This is a genomic window from Sphingomonas sp. IW22 (genome assembly GCF_041321155.1).
Lineage (GTDB): Bacteria > Pseudomonadota > Alphaproteobacteria > Sphingomonadales > Sphingomonadaceae > Sphingomonas.
The window spans coordinates 1565835-1579224 of record NZ_JBGGWB010000001.1 but is presented as its reverse complement, the minus strand read 5'-3'; the positions used below and the strand labels follow the sequence as shown (position 1 = coordinate 1579224).

Annotated in this window: 15 protein-coding genes and 1 riboswitch; of the genes, 5 read left to right on the top strand and 10 right to left on the bottom strand. The window is 64.8% G+C overall.

The annotated features are described in order from the left end of the window. From ribA to ACAX61_RS07950, 4 genes are all read right to left on the bottom strand, one after another. Nucleotides 1–1059 (bottom strand): GTP cyclohydrolase II, encoded by a 1059-nt coding sequence (gene ribA / locus ACAX61_RS07965; protein WP_370714230.1) that lies wholly within the window; start codon nt 1057–1059, stop codon nt 1–3. Continuing rightward, nucleotides 1056–1853 (bottom strand): exodeoxyribonuclease III, encoded by a 798-nt coding sequence (locus ACAX61_RS07960; protein WP_370714229.1) that lies wholly within the window; start codon nt 1851–1853, stop codon nt 1056–1058. Before ACAX61_RS07960 ends, ribA begins: the two co-directional genes overlap by 4 nt. Before the next feature lie 238 nt (nt 1854–2091). Continuing rightward, nucleotides 2092–2721 (bottom strand): LolA family protein, encoded by a 630-nt coding sequence (locus ACAX61_RS07955; protein ID WP_370714228.1) that lies wholly within the window; start codon nt 2719–2721, stop codon nt 2092–2094. Between the two features lie 62 nt (nt 2722–2783). Beyond that, on the bottom strand, nt 2784–5117 hold the full coding sequence (locus ACAX61_RS07950; protein ID WP_370714227.1) for a DNA translocase FtsK: 2334 nt from the start codon (nt 5115–5117) through the stop codon (nt 2784–2786). Nucleotides 5118–5254: 137 nt separating this feature from the next. On the opposite strand from ACAX61_RS07950, the gene ACAX61_RS07945 reads away from it, so the two are divergent. After that, nucleotides 5255–6466 carry a UbiH/UbiF/VisC/COQ6 family ubiquinone biosynthesis hydroxylase gene (locus ACAX61_RS07945; RefSeq protein WP_370714226.1) on the top strand — a complete coding sequence of 404 codons (1212 nt, stop codon included), beginning with the start codon at nt 5255–5257 and terminating at the stop codon, nt 6464–6466. A 51-nt stretch (nt 6467–6517) separates the two neighbouring features. Here ACAX61_RS07945 and ACAX61_RS07940 read toward each other — a convergent pair whose 3' ends face one another. After that, nucleotides 6518–7228 carry a hypothetical protein gene (locus ACAX61_RS07940; protein WP_370714225.1) on the bottom strand — a complete coding sequence of 237 codons (711 nt, stop codon included), beginning with the start codon at nt 7226–7228 and terminating at the stop codon, nt 6518–6520. 61 nt (nt 7229–7289) lie between these two features. On the opposite strand from ACAX61_RS07940, the gene relB reads away from it, so the two are divergent. From relB to ACAX61_RS07920, 4 genes are all read left to right on the top strand, one after another. Further along, on the top strand, nt 7290–7538 hold the full coding sequence (gene relB / locus ACAX61_RS07935; protein WP_370714224.1) for a type II toxin-antitoxin system RelB family antitoxin: 249 nt from the start codon (nt 7290–7292) through the stop codon (nt 7536–7538). Next, entirely contained in the window at nt 7534–7788 is a 255-nt protein-coding gene (locus ACAX61_RS07930; protein WP_370714947.1) for a type II toxin-antitoxin system RelE family toxin, read from the top strand. The genes relB and ACAX61_RS07930 overlap by 5 nt, the downstream gene beginning before the upstream one ends. A gap of 115 nt (nt 7789–7903) precedes the next feature. Then, a complete protein-coding gene (locus tag ACAX61_RS07925) occupies nt 7904–8257 on the top strand; it encodes a hypothetical protein (RefSeq protein ID WP_370714223.1) in 354 nt (117 codons plus the stop codon). Between the two features lie 81 nt (nt 8258–8338). Continuing rightward, entirely contained in the window at nt 8339–8764 is a 426-nt protein-coding gene (locus ACAX61_RS07920) for a hypothetical protein (RefSeq protein WP_370714222.1), read from the top strand. Nucleotides 8765–8859: 95 nt separating this feature from the next. Here the strand turns inward: ACAX61_RS07920 and thiC are convergent, their stop codons facing one another. The 5 genes from thiC to ACAX61_RS07895 form a co-directional block, all read right to left on the bottom strand. Further along, entirely contained in the window at nt 8860–10704 is a 1845-nt protein-coding gene (gene thiC, locus ACAX61_RS07915) for a phosphomethylpyrimidine synthase ThiC (RefSeq protein WP_370714221.1), read from the bottom strand. 35 nt (nt 10705–10739) lie between these two features. Next, nucleotides 10740–10849: riboswitch (TPP riboswitch) on the bottom strand. Nucleotides 10850–10854: 5 nt separating this feature from the next. Further along, the gene (locus ACAX61_RS07910; RefSeq protein WP_370714220.1) at nt 10855–11193 is read right to left on the bottom strand and encodes a hypothetical protein; all 339 of its coding nucleotides are present in this window, start codon (nt 11191–11193) and stop codon (nt 10855–10857) included. Between the two features lie 102 nt (nt 11194–11295). Next, entirely contained in the window at nt 11296–12180 is an 885-nt protein-coding gene (locus ACAX61_RS07905; RefSeq protein WP_370714219.1) for a MipA/OmpV family protein, read from the bottom strand. A 32-nt stretch (nt 12181–12212) separates the two neighbouring features. Then, nucleotides 12213–12605 carry a DUF2141 domain-containing protein gene (locus ACAX61_RS07900; protein WP_370714218.1) on the bottom strand — a complete coding sequence of 131 codons (393 nt, stop codon included), beginning with the start codon at nt 12603–12605 and terminating at the stop codon, nt 12213–12215. Beyond that, nucleotides 12562–13320, bottom strand: a complete 759-nt coding sequence (locus tag ACAX61_RS07895) for a sterol desaturase family protein (protein ID WP_370714946.1) — start codon at nt 13318–13320, stop codon at nt 12562–12564. The genes ACAX61_RS07900 and ACAX61_RS07895 overlap by 44 nt, the downstream gene beginning before the upstream one ends. Between the last annotated feature and the right edge of the window lie 70 nt (nt 13321–13390).

Sequence of the window (13390 nt, the reverse complement as noted above, 5' to 3'; positions counted from 1 at the left end):
CTAAAGCTGATGGCCGGTGCGGTCTCGCTTGGTCGCCAGATAGCGTTCATTGTGTGGATTGGCGGGCAGGGCATGGGGCACCCGTTCGACAACGGTGACCCCGGCAGAGGTCAGCGCGGCGACCTTTTCCGGATTGTTGGTCAACAGCCTGATACGATCCTGCTTCAGCAGGGTCAGCATCCGCGCGGCGACCCCGAAATCGCGCGCGTCGATCGCAAAGCCCAACCGCGTATTGGCATCCACGGTGTCGAAACCCTGGTCCTGCAGCGCATAGGCCCGCAATTTGTTGACCAGGCCGATGCCGCGCCCTTCCTGTCGCAGATACAACAGGATACCCCAGCCGTCCGCCTTCATGGCGGCCAGCGCCGCCTGTAATTGCGGGCCGCAATCGCATTTCAGGCTGCCCAGCACATCGCCCGTCAGGCATTCGCTGTGCAACCGGACCAGCGGCGGGCGGCCATCGGGCTGACCGATCAGCAGCGCGACATGCTCTCCTGCGGCTTCGGGTGTGCGAAAGGCGACGATCTCGGCATCCTCCGCGACCACCACTGGCAACCGCGCGCGCGCCGCAATGGCCAGACGACCTGCATCTTCATGCGCGTCGATCGCCGCGACGGGCAGCGCACCGGTGGCATCCGTTTCGCGAACGAAGAAGGCAGGCAGGATCCCCGCGATCCGGGCAAGTCTGAGCGCAGCCGCCGCCGCATCGCGCCCAGTGACCGGCGTGGCGCGGAACGGCCCTTTGAGCGGCGTGGCCAGATCGAGCTGCGGGTCGGCAAGCGCCGTCGCGGTATCGAAATCCAGCCAGGGCGCGCGTGCAACCCAGACGGGTGCATCGGGCACGGCGGCATCGATCTGATTCGCCAGCCTGAGTGTCGCAGCGCGCCCGGCTGACAACAGCACCCCGGCGCTCTGATCGGGATCGAAGGTTGAAAGGCGGGCGGCATCGGCCGTTTCGACCGCCAGCAATTCGATGGCGCCGTCGGCACCGGCAATGGCGACAGGCCAGCCACGACGAAGCGCGTCGATCGCCCGTGCGGTGTCCCGTGCGTCGCTCATAGCGAAAACTCGGTCATCAAAGGGATATGGTCACTGGGCTTCAGCCAGCTGCGGCAGCTTTCGAAGATCTTGTGGTCGATTGCCGTGGCGGCAACGTCCGCACTTGCCCACATATGGTCCAGACGGCGTCCGCGATCCGATGCGGCCCAGTCCTTTGCCCGGTAACTCCACCAGGTATAGAGCCGCTGCGGCGGGGGCACGAAATGGCGGCCCAGATCGACCCAGTCGTTCGCAGCCTTCAGACCGGCCAAAGCCGCGACTTCGACCGGCGTATGGCTGACCACATCCAGCAACTGCTTGTGGCTCCACACGTCGGATTCCAGCGGCGCGATGTTGAAATCGCCGACCAGCAGCGTCGGTATGCCCCTTAGCCCTTCGGACCAGCGGGTCATTCGCTCCAGAAAATCCAGCTTCTGGCCGAACTTTGGATTCACGTCCCGGTCGGGCACGTCGCCGCCCGCCGGAACATAGACATTTTCAAGCCGCAGACCGTTGGGAAGCCGGACGCCGACATGGCGCGCCTCCCCATTTGCCTGCCAGTCGAAACGGTCATCCTCGACCAGCGGCACTTTCGACAGGATGGCGACGCCATGGTGCATGCGCTGACCATGCACGACGATGTGCTGATAGCCCAGCGCGTGAAAGGCGGCGTGGGGAAAGTCGTGATCGACGACCTTCGTTTCCTGAAGGCACAGGATGTCGGGCGTGGCTTGTTTCAGGAACTGTTCGACGATGCCGATGCGAAACCGGACGGAGTTGATGTTCCACGAAGCGATTTTGAGCGTGTCGGTCATGCGTGGGGGCGATGTAGCGGCGACCCGTTCACTGCGCCAGTCAGCCGTTGATGCGTGCCGCGCGGACATGGAAAGGCCCCCGCTCCGGGGGCATGGAACGGGGGCCGACCTAGCGTTCAGTCACGCAGGCTGGAGACGGGACCGTAATCCGGGCAACAGGGGGGAAAATCCCGGAGGCACCCCTTCTCCGCAGCGTCTGTTCTAACCCCCGCTACCTTGCGCTTGCATGAACAGATGATCAGTTTCGCCGCGTTCCCTTCCGCGGGTCGTTGAAACGGAACGTGTTGTCGGAAACGGGCACGTTGAAGCGCTGGTTGGACAGCCGGACCGTGGTGCGATTCTTCTGCGAATCGAGCGCCACCCAGCCTTGCAGCATCAGGCCGCCGGGCGCCGATGCCTGCCGCTGGAAGATCATGGTGATCCGGCCATATTCGGGACGCTTGGGATCATAGGCCTCGACGCTCAGCACATCGGGGCTGCTGCTGGGCACCACCTTGGCATAGCGGGCGATGTCGCGGTTCGGGTCGATCAGCACACCAAGCGGCGAGTCGGCGATCGGCCAGCGAGAGCGTTGGCCGACCGAGTAATCCAGAAACCAGATCGCCTTGCCGTCGCCGACGATCAGGATCGGTACGCCCTTTTCATACTGAAAGCGGATCTTGCCCGGCTTCTTGAGCGTCAGCGTGCCGTTCAGCACCTTGCCCGCGCGATCGGTCTGGCTGAACGCGGCGGTCATGCTGTCGACAGCGCGCAGATGCGCCTGCACGGCGGCAAGGTCGCCGGTCTGTGCCTGAGCGGTGGCGGGGACGGCGACGACGGGCGAAACCACGGCGACGCCGAGCGATAGGGCGGATGCGATACGGATCATGGCTGTCCTAGACATGCGAGGGGCGTAACGGTTCCGCGATGAAGCCGGGGTGAATCGTCCGTTCAGGCGAGCGGGCGGCCTTCTTCGTCCATCAATACTTCGCGGCGCCCGACATGGTCGGGCCTGGAGACGAGATTGTCCTTCTCCATCCGTTCGATCAGGCGCGCAGCGGAGTTGTAACCGATGCGAAGCTGGCGCTGGAGCCACGATGTCGATGCCTTCTGGCTTTGCGCCACCAGTGCGATCGCGTTGCGATACATCTGGTCTTCCGGGCTGTCGCCGCCGGTTGGCGCGCCTTCCAGGCTGAAGCCGCCATCGCCCTCGGGTTCGTTGGTGACGGCGTCGATATAGTCTGGCTCCCCCTGCGCGCGCCAGAAATCGGCGACCGCCTGAACCTCCTCATCCGACACGAACGGGCCGTGGACGCGGGCCAGCGCCTTGCCGCCGGGCATGTACAGCATGTCGCCGCGCCCCAGCAGCTGTTCGGCCCCCTGCTCGCCAAGGATTGTTCGGCTGTCGATCTTGGAGGTCACGTGGAAGCTGATGCGCGTTGGCAGGTTCGCCTTGATGACGCCCGTGATGACGTCGACCGACGGGCGCTGAGTCGCCATGATCAGGTGAATGCCAGCCGCGCGGGCCTTTTGCGCCAGGCGCTGGATCAGGAATTCGACTTCCTTGCCCGCCGTCATCATCAGGTCGGCCAGCTCGTCGACGATGATCACGATCTGCGGCAGCGGTGCCAGGTCGAGCGATTCTTCCTCGTGGATCGGGCGGCCATTGTCGTCATAGCCGACCTGAACCTTGCGGCCCAGCTTTTGGCCCTTGGCCTTGGCCGCGCGGACCTTTTCGTTGAAGCTGCCGAGCGAGCGGACATTGACGCTGGCCATCATGCGATAGCGGTCCTCCATCTGCTCGACCGCCCATTTCAGCGCGCGTACCGCCTTTGGCGGGTCGGTGACGACATCGGCCAGCAAGTGCGGGATGCCCTTGTACATGCTGAGTTCCAGCATCTTGGGGTCGATCATGATCATGCGGCACTGATCGGGCGTCAGCCGATAGAGCAGCGACAGGATCATGCAGTTCAGGCCCACCGACTTGCCCGACCCGGTGGTGCCCGCGACCAGCAGGTGCGGCATGGGCGCCAGATCGGCGATGACGGGATCGCCGGAAATGTTCTTGCCCAGCACGATGGGCAGTTGTGCCGACTGATCGGCGAAGCCCTGGCTGCCGATCAGCTCGCGCAGGTTCACCGTCTCACGCCGCGCATTGGGGAGTTCAATGCCGATGACGGTCCGGCCGGGAATGGTCGCCACGCGTGCCGACACGGCGGACATGTTACGCGCGATGTCGTCGGCCAGCTGAATGACGCGACTGGCCTTGATGCCGCTCGCCGGTTCCAGTTCGTACATCGTAACGACGGGGCCGGGACGCACGCCGACGATCGAGCCGCGGACGTTGAAGTCGTCCAGCACGGTTTCCAGAAGTCGCGCGTTGCGCTCCAACGCCGCCTTGTCGACGGTATTCGCGGCATTGGCCGGGGCAGGTTGAAGCAGTTCGGCTGACGGCAGGTGAAAATTGTCGCGCAGGTCCAGATTGCCCTGCTGCACCTTGGGCATGGCAGGCGCGGTCGCGGGTGCGCGCTCGGCAATGACCGGAGCGGGGCGCGAGTCGGGCGTGACCGGCTTGCGCGGCGGGGCGGGCATCCGGGGTTCGGGCGTCACGTCCGCATCGTCCACCGCGAACGGCAGATCGTCGTCAAAGCCCTCGGCCTCACCCTCACTGCGAGCGTTCCGGCGGGGCATGCGTAGCCCGGAGCGCGGCAGTTCGATCGTCATGCCGCGTGCCCACAGGATGACGCCCGCCAGCCCGGCCAGCGTGCCCAGCGTCCGCATGGTCCAGATCTCGGCCACCGGATTGCCGATGAAGCTGACCCCGAACCGTGCCGCCGCCGCCAGCGCCATGCCGACAATGCCGCCATAGCCCGCTGGCAATACCAGCACCGACCCGCCGACCAGGAAGGACAGCGCCGTGCCCATCAGCACCGCACCGATCAGGACGCCGCGCAGCATCGCCCGCCACGCACCGACCGGCCGGTCGCGCCACAGCCGCGTGCCGATCACCAGCCCCAGCGGCAGGATCAGGAAGGCAGGCACCCCGAACAGCGTGAACAGCGCGTCGGCGGCATAGGCGCCGGGCAGGCCCAGCCAGTTTTCGGCCGGACCCCCGGCGGCGGTGTTGATCGCGGGGTCGCTGGAGCGATAGCTGGCCATCGCGACCAGCAGCAGCGCCACCGACAGGAACAGCGTTGCCGCGACCAGCAGCGCGGTCGAGCGGCGGGCGCCTTCGCGAACGGTGTCGCGCCACAAGCGGTGCTGGGCCTGCGCTCGGCTGGCCATGACGTGTTTCCCCCCGGAGATGTGCTGGAACGTCGGGCGACCATCGCTTGCGGGGCGGGGCGGCGTCAAGGTCATGTGCGGCATATGCCCCGAAAGCCCGGTTCCCAAGCGCCCGCCCACACTCTAGATCAGGCGGCATGACCGATGTCCTCATCCTCGGTGCCGGCCTGGTCGGCTCGACGCTTGCGATTGCGCTTGATGCGCATGGCCTGACCAGCGTGGTGGTCGATCCCGCCGATCCGGCGACCATCCTGGCGGCGGAGCATGACGGGCGGGCGTCCGCCGTGGCGAGTGCCAGCCACCGGATGCTGGACGCCATCGGCGTGGGCCAGCGGTTGACCGGGCAGGGCAATCCGATCCGGTCGATCCGGGTCAGCGACGGGCTGGCGCCGGGCAAGCTGGACTTCGTGCCGGGCGAGGACGACGGGGCGCTGGGCACGATGTACGAAAACCGGCAGTTGCGCCACGCGCTGCATGCCGCGGCCAGCGAGGCGAAGGGCGTCGACCTTCGCATGCAGCGGCGCGCGGTTCACGTCGATCGCGGGCCCGGCGGCGTCACCGCCACGCTGGACGACGGCGCGGTGGTCAAGGCGCCGCTGCTGATCGCGGCGGAGGGGCGGCGATCACCGACGCGGGAGGCGGCGGGGATCACCGTTGCGCGCTGGCAGTACGATCATGTGGCGATGATCGCGACGTTTCATCACGAATTGCCGCATGAGGACTGCGCCTACGAAATCTTTTACCCCGCCGGCCCCTTTGCCATCCTGCCGCTGCTGGATGACGAACGCGGGCACCGGTCGGCACTGGTGTGGACGGTGGATGCCAAGGACGCCCCCGGCATGTTGAAGCTGTCCGACCGCGCCTGGCTGGCCGAGGCGGAGAAGCGGATGGGCGGGTTTCTGGGCGCGCTTGGCCCGGTGACGGCGCGCACCAGCTACCCGCTGGGGTTCCACCATGCCGCGCGGCTGACGGCCGAGCGGCTGGTGCTGGTCGGCGATGCGGGGCACGGCATCCACCCGATCGCGGGACAGGGCCTGAACCTGGGCTTTCGCGACGTCGCCGCACTGGTCGAAGTGCTGGTCGAGGGCAAGAGGCTGGGGCTGGACCTGGGCGATGCGGAGCTGTTGAAGCGGTACGACCGCTGGCGCGGCTGGGACACGATGATGGTCGCCACCGCCACCGACACGCTGACCCGGCTGTTCGGCGTGCCGGGCAAGGCGGCATCGGCGATCCGGCGTTTCGGCATTAGCGCGGTCGACCGCATCCCGCCGCTGAAAGCCCGGTTCATGGGCGAGGCGCGGGGCGAGAGCGGCGATCTGCCCAAGCTGTTGCAGGGCATGACCGTCTGACCCGGCGCTGAGCGGGCGGGGCGACGGGCGCGGAAGTTGTCGAACTTCACACTACGTCCCCCCTGTTTTCCCCCCTTCGGCTGGATCATCTTCGGCACAGGCGGCGACGAATTCGGCGTGGCGGCGCGCGGCGTCGGCGGCTTCGCGCGCGGCCTGTGCCGCTTCCTCCCGCTTCTCGAAGCTGGAGCGGCCGCGCATGGCGGCGGCGCGGGGACGCCCCTTTGCCACCGGATCGCCGAACTGTTCGGCAAAGGCATCATGCTCGACCCGGTTGACCCAGCGGCCCAGCGCCAGCGCCGCGCCGTCGGGGTGGCGTTCGTAATCCATATTGTCGAACCACGCGCCATAGCGGACGGGATCGCGATAGCGCAGGATGAACATCACCAGCCGTTCGTCAAAATAACGGCGTTCGCCCACCTGTTCGCCCTGATAGAAAACGGGCCGCGCCACGCCGTTCAGCGCGCGGGAAAAGGCGGCGTCGGATACGCGCTCAACCGCATGATCCAGTGCCGCCTGCCACGCCATGCGAAAGCTTTGCGCGTCGGTGCGGCGGCGTAGCTGATAGGCGGCGGTGGCGGTCATCCCCACACGCTGTGCCGCTTCGTTCACGCACGCGCATTCGGCCAGCGCCTCGATAAAGGCGACCTGCTTGTCGGGCGTCCAGCCGTCATGGCGTTCGCGGGTTTTGACGGGATCGAATGCGGCGTCGAACGGCGCATCGTCGGCAGCGCGCGGTGGCGCCTTTCGGGAGTTGCGGCTCATCCGACAGTGTGGAGCAGATTTTGCGCGTGTAGGACAGGGCCGTCGAGGGACGGCGGTGCGCGTGGGATACACGTATAGCAAGGAGACGGTCATGCTGGTGGTGCGGATCGACGCTGACACGGAAAGGCGGCTGGCGGCGATGGCCGAAAAGACCGGGCGCACCAAGACGTTTCACGCGCGCGAAGCGATCCGCGCCCATCTGGACGATCTTGAGGACTTCTATCTGGCCGAGGCGCGGATGCGCGATTTCCGGTCCGAAGACGCGATTCCGCTGGCCGATCTGAAGCGCGACCTTGGCCTAGAAGATTGATTTCGCGCTCGACGCGGGGAAGGAACTGAAAAAGCTGGGCCGCGCAGAGGCGGGCCGCATCATCCGCACATTGGAAGAGCGTATCGCGGTACATGACGACCCGCGCGCACTGGGCGCGGCGTTGACCGGCGACCATCCAGGCTATTGGCGCTGGCGGATCGGGGATTATCGCGTTGTTGCGCGGATCGAGGATGACCGCGTGATGATTCTATTGGTGCGGGTGGGACACCGGCGGGAGGTTTATCGGTGAGATGGGTGTGGTGGAGCAGAGCTTCACACCGTCACTTTTCATGTAGCAAATGCTCATGTGATTGCCACGGGTAACGCTCTAGCTCGACGAATCTCGATCAGCTATGTCCAGTCCTGTGAACAAGAACCTGCATTTCTACATGGATGATTCTGGAGCTCGGCATTTGGACTATGTGCCAAAAGAACCGGGGCAACAGGATTGGTTCGCCCTTGGGGGAATCCTAATTGCCGAAGAGGACGAAGAGGTCTTCCGGGCAGCGCATCTGGACTTCATGCAACGTTGGCGCATTCAAGCGCCCTTGCATTCTTTCAAAATACGCGGTTGTTCAAAAGAGTTCTCTTGGATCAGTCAACTTTCTGAAGTGGATCGGGTCCGCTTTTACAATGAACTGACGCAACTTGTTGTTGGGGCGCCTGTGACCGGCACAGCATGCGTGATCGACCGACCCGGATATGATCTCAGGTACTGAGCAAAATACGGAAATCGGCGTTGGTCACTTTGCAAAACAGCTTTTACGATTTCATGTGAGCGCGCCGCGAAGCTGGCCAGTATGGATGGAAGAAAACTAAAAATATTTGTCGAAGAATCAGATAAGAAGTCTGATAATAAGATTCGCGGTTATTTCGGGGAAATGCGACAAGGCGGGATGCCATTTGATGCGACTGCATCCGGGAAGTATGCCCCATTAGGCGTCAGTGAGCTTTCAGCTACACTTTACGACCTTAAATTCAAGAAGAAGACGTCCCCGCTAATCCAGCTGGCCGACCTATATTTATACCCAATTTGTAAATCGGCTTATGATCCAAACTACAGAGCATTTTTAGCTCTCAAAGACCATAAGCGAACTGTCGATTGTAAATTGCCTAGTGAAGCGATTGCAAAGCTAGGTGTGAAATATAGCTGCTTTGACTGGAAAAATACGAAAGGGGAGGATTTCTCCTCCCCTTCACCGGCCTCCATAACGGAAACCTCCTAGGCTCAGCCTAAACGTTCAATACGGAAATCGTAGAAAGGTTCAATAGGAAGTTGATGTTCTTTTTTCGTTCCTGTTGACTCTGATGATGATGCGACTCAGCGTGTTGGTAAATAAACCTCCCCGCCCTTCTCGCGGAACCGCTCGCTCATATCCGCCATCCCGGCTTCCGCTTCCTCAGCCGCCACGAACGTCTCGATCGGCGCGTTCTGCTTGGCGGCAAAGTCGCGCACTTCCTGCGTGATCTTCATCGAACAGAATTTCGGGCCGCACATCGAACAGAAATGCGCGGTCTTGGCGCCTTCGGCCGGCAGAGTCTGGTCGTGATATTGCTCGGCCGTGTCGGGGTCGAGCGACAGGTTGAACTGGTCGCGCCAGCGGAACTCGAAACGCGCGCGGCTCAAGGCGTCGTCGCGCAGCTTGGCGGCGGGGTGGCCCTTGGCCAGATCGGCGGCATGGGCGGCCAGCTTGTAGGTGACGACGCCGACCTTCACATCGTCACGGTCGGGCAGGCCCAGATGCTCCTTGGGCGTGACGTAGCAAAGCATCGCGGTGCCGTACCAGCCGATCATGGCGGCGCCGATGCCGCTGGTGATATGGTCGTACCCCGGCGCGATGTCGGTGGTCAGCGGACCGAGGGTATAGAAGGGCGCTTCGCCACAGGCGGCGAGCTGCTTGTCCATGTTTTCCTTGATCTTGTGCATGGGCACATGGCCCGGCCCCTCGATCATCACCTGAACATCCTGTTCCCAGGCGCGCCTGGTCAGCTCACCCAGGGTATAGAGTTCGGCGAACTGCGCCTCGTCATTGGCATCGGCGATGCTGCCGGGGCGCAGGCCGTCGCCCAGCGAATAGGCGATGTCATACGCCTTCATGATCTCGGTAATCTCGTCGAAGCGTTCGTACAGGAACGATTCCCGGTGATGCGCCAGGCACCATTTCGCCATGATCGACCCGCCGCGCGACACGATGCCCGTCACGCGCTTTGCCGTCATCGGGATATAGGGCAGGCGGACGCCGGCATGGATGGTGAAGTAATCCACCCCCTGTTCGGCCTGTTCGATCAGCGTGTCGCGGAAGATTTCCCACGTCAGATCCTCGGCCACGCCGCCGACCTTTTCCAGCGCCTGGTAAATGGGGACGGTGCCGATGGGGACGGGCGAGTTGCGCAGAATCCATTCGCGCGTGTCGTGGATGTTGCGGCCGGTCGACAGGTCCATGACCGTGTCGGCGCCCCAGCGGATCGACCAGACCAGCTTGTCCACTTCGGCCGCGACATCGGATGCGACGGCGGAATTGCCGATATTGGCGTTGATCTTGACCAGGAAATTGCGGCCGATCGCCATCGGTTCGGATTCGGGGTGGTTGATGTTGTTGGGGATGATGGCGCGGCCGCGCGCGACTTCGTCACGGACGAATTCGGGGGTGACATAGTCGGGGATCGACGCGCCGAAACTTTCGCCGTCGCGGACATATTCCTTGAGCATCTGGCGGCCCAGATTCTCGCGCGTGGCGACATATTCCATTTCGGGCGTGACGATGCCGCGCCGGGCGTAATGCATCTGGCTGACATTGGCGCCCGGCTTGGCGCGCAGCACGCGGCGGCGGACATTGGGGAAGGGCTGAACCCCGCCCGATCGGTCGGGGCCGAGCTGGCCGTTATCTTCGGGGCGGACTTCGCGCTGGGCGACTTCCTCGACATCGCCGCGGCCGCGGATCCAGTCGCGGCGGATTTCGGGCAGGCCGGCCATGATGTCGATGCGGGCGTCGGGATCGGTATAGGGGCCGCTGGTGTCATAGACGCGCAGCGGCGGCTCGCCCGACGACGGCTCAAGCTCGATCTCGCGCATGGCGACGTTGAGGGGGCCGACATGCACCTTGCGGCTGCCGCGGATGGGGCCGGTAGTGACCTTGAGTTCGGTACGTGCGGGGATATCGGCCATGATGTTCCACTCCAATTGGAGGAAACGGGACCATGGTTGCGGTGCCGCTCCCTCCCTACGCCGGTGTCAGCCGGATCAGGTTCAGCGGGTCGAAGGCTGCTGCCTTCCTCTCAAGCGCGCATGAGCGCTCCCCCGGGGATGCCCTGCGTTCTAGGCGTGTTCGCTGCTGCCCGCAAGCGATGCATGCCACGCGGCATAGGGGGTGTTGCGGGCCATGTGCCGGTTCAGGTCGGGCGCGCCGTCATCCCACCAGACGGGGCCGCGTTCGCCAAGCGCGACCTTTGCCGCATGGACGCGGGCGCGAGCGGCGCGTTTCTGCGCGTCGTCGGCTGCGTCGCGAACGGCGCGGCGGGCGTGCATCAGCTCGGCCACCAGTTCGGCGCGGCGTTCTTCGGACAGCGAAGGGTCGGCGCGGCGCCACAGGCGACCGCGCACGACGATATAGCGCCCGTCGGGGGTGACAGGTGGTGGCGCCTTCGATCCGCTCACGCGGATGCCGTACCGGCCCGCTCCCCCACCCGGCCTCCCATCCAGGATACGCTGTGGGAGGACGGGTGGGGGAGCGGGCCGGTGCGGCGCATCCAATGGCGCTTAGAAGCTGTAGGCAAGCCCCAGCGCGCCGATCCACTGGTTGGCGGAGCCGACGCGTGTGATCGGCGAGTCGGCATAGTCGCCCGACAGGCGGCGATAGACGACGCCGCCCACCAGTTGCAGCCCGCCGGTCAGGTCGCCGGTCAGCGAGCGCATGGCGACGGCGCCGACGCCCCAGTTCTTGAACCCGCCGCCGGCGGTATAGATGGGCAGGCCGCTGCGCGCGCTTTCGGCGGGCGAGACGCTGAAATAAGCCTCGCCATAACCGCGCTCGACAAATTCGGCGGAGGCGAAGATGCCGGCCAGCGCCTTGGTGCTGAGCGGCGTGGTATAGGTGACGGCGGGCGTCAGGATGCCGCTGCTGTGCGCGCCCGCCACGTCGTAACGATAGCTGACCGTAGCCGACAGACGGTCATAGTCGCTGGTCAGCACCCCGGTCTTGCCGATGCCGACATAGCCGCCCAGTTCGATCGCGGTGCCCACTTCGTCGAGCAGGGCGACCTGCGGATCGTCGATGGCGTCGCGGCTGTTGCGGTTGAAATTGACGACGCCGATCGGGCCAGCCTGAACATCCCAGGTCGGGCCGTATCCGTCGCGGATCACGTCGACGCTGAAACGGTTGCCCGCCAGCAGATAGCGAAAGCCGCTGACCTGCCCGATCGCGGCGGGGATGGGCGAGACGCCGTAATCGTCCGACCCCTCATAATTGGGTAGTACGCCGACGCCCAGGCCGAGGATGGTGAAGTCGGCGCGCGGATCGCCCGTCGCGGGCGTATCCACGGGGGCGGGGGCCACGTCCTGCGCCAGGGCGGGCGTGGCGGTGGCAGCAACACCAAGCGCTGAGGCATAGAGGATTCGCAAAGGGGGAAACTCCAAGGATTTCACTCCCGAAACGTTCGCGCGGGAATTTGGTGCCGTCAAAACATGTACTTCATGCGGATGCGCTGTTCCTCACCCACGTCGGACAGGGTGAAACGCGCCGCGGCGAAGCTGGGCGGGCCAAAGGCGATGCGCGGGTTGCGCGAAAAGCCGAACCCTTCACGCGGAATGCCCATGAAGGTGTCGAGCTTGCCATTGCCGTTTTCGTCATGGATCACCGCCAGCGCATAACCGCCCGGCGGCAGGCCGTCATAGGACAGGCTGGGCTGGCTGGCGGGCACCGAGCGGGCGACCGCGCGCGCATCGTCCACGCATGTCGGGAAATTGTCCGCCGCCGCCGTCAGGCACAGCCGGATCATGCCGCGCGCATTGCGAAGCGAATCGACGTCAACCGTGAGGGTCGTGACCGGCGATGCGCCCATCAGCGCCATGAGCGGCACGAGCGCGAGCGCGCGGCGCCGCCCGTTCAAAGCTGCCCAACCCGTCATCGGTGCCGCACAGCCGGTCCCAGAACCGGAAATAAAGTCCAAAATTGCACCCATAGCGATCATGATGCCGTTGATGGTGGCTGGCGGTGATCAGCCATCGGCCCGCCGCGCCGTCGACCACGAACCGAGGGAAAATCTCCCACCCCATATGATTGGTGACTCCCATAAAGGTCATGATGCCCAGCACCAAGCCGAGTGCGCCGACATGGATGGGAATCGCGAAGACCAGTAGCGGAATTACCACAGCGCCGGTCAGCGCCTCGATCGGGTGAAAGGCCATGGCGGCCCAGGCGGTGGGCGGGCGGCTGGCATGATGCACGGCGTGCGCGATGCGGAACCAGCGCGGCACATGCATCCAGCGATGCGTCCAGTAGAACCAGGTGTCGTGCGCGAACAGGTACAGGAACACCGACACCGGCAGATACCAGAGCGGCCAGGCGTTCACATCGGCATAGATGCGCGTCCAGCCATGCGCCTGCCACCCCCAGGCGACGATGCCCGCCGGGATGCCGTAAATCGCGGCGGAGGCGAGGCTCCATTTGATTTCCCGCCAGATCTGGCGGTCCAGGCCGGCATAAAGGCCCGGCTTTCGCACCCGCGTCGCCAGCGCGAACGCGCCCGACGTGACGAGGTAGCGCACGCCGACGATCAGCGTCATCGCGAGCGCGGACAGGAAAATGGCGGTGAGGGCAGTCACGCAGCGACATCTACGCCCCGCATGCGCCACT

Bases quoted from the DNA above. Each gene is read 5' to 3' on its own strand.
- ribA (WP_370714230.1), bottom strand. From the start codon at position 1,059: ATGAGCGACGCACGGGACACCGCACGGGCGATCGACGCGCTTCGTCGT.
- ACAX61_RS07960 (WP_370714229.1), bottom strand. From the start codon at position 1,853: ATGACCGACACGCTCAAAATCGCTTCGTGGAACATCAACTCCGTCCGG.
- ACAX61_RS07955 (WP_370714228.1), bottom strand. From the start codon at position 2,721: ATGATCCGTATCGCATCCGCCCTATCGCTCGGCGTCGCCGTGGTTTCG.
- ACAX61_RS07950 (WP_370714227.1), bottom strand. From the start codon at position 5,117: ATGGCCAGCCGAGCGCAGGCCCAGCACCGCTTGTGGCGCGACACCGTT.
- ACAX61_RS07945 (WP_370714226.1), top strand. From the start codon at position 5,255: ATGACCGATGTCCTCATCCTCGGTGCCGGCCTGGTCGGCTCGACGCTT.
- ACAX61_RS07940 (WP_370714225.1), bottom strand. From the start codon at position 7,228: ATGAGCCGCAACTCCCGAAAGGCGCCACCGCGCGCTGCCGACGATGCG.
- ACAX61_RS07920 (WP_370714222.1), top strand. From the start codon at position 8,339: ATGGATGGAAGAAAACTAAAAATATTTGTCGAAGAATCAGATAAGAAG.
- thiC (WP_370714221.1), bottom strand. From the start codon at position 10,704: ATGGCCGATATCCCCGCACGTACCGAACTCAAGGTCACTACCGGCCCC.
- ACAX61_RS07900 (WP_370714218.1), bottom strand. From the start codon at position 12,605: ATGGCGCTGATGGGCGCATCGCCGGTCACGACCCTCACGGTTGACGTC.
- ACAX61_RS07895 (WP_370714946.1), bottom strand. From the start codon at position 13,320: ATGACGCTGATCGTCGGCGTGCGCTACCTCGTCACGTCGGGCGCGTTC.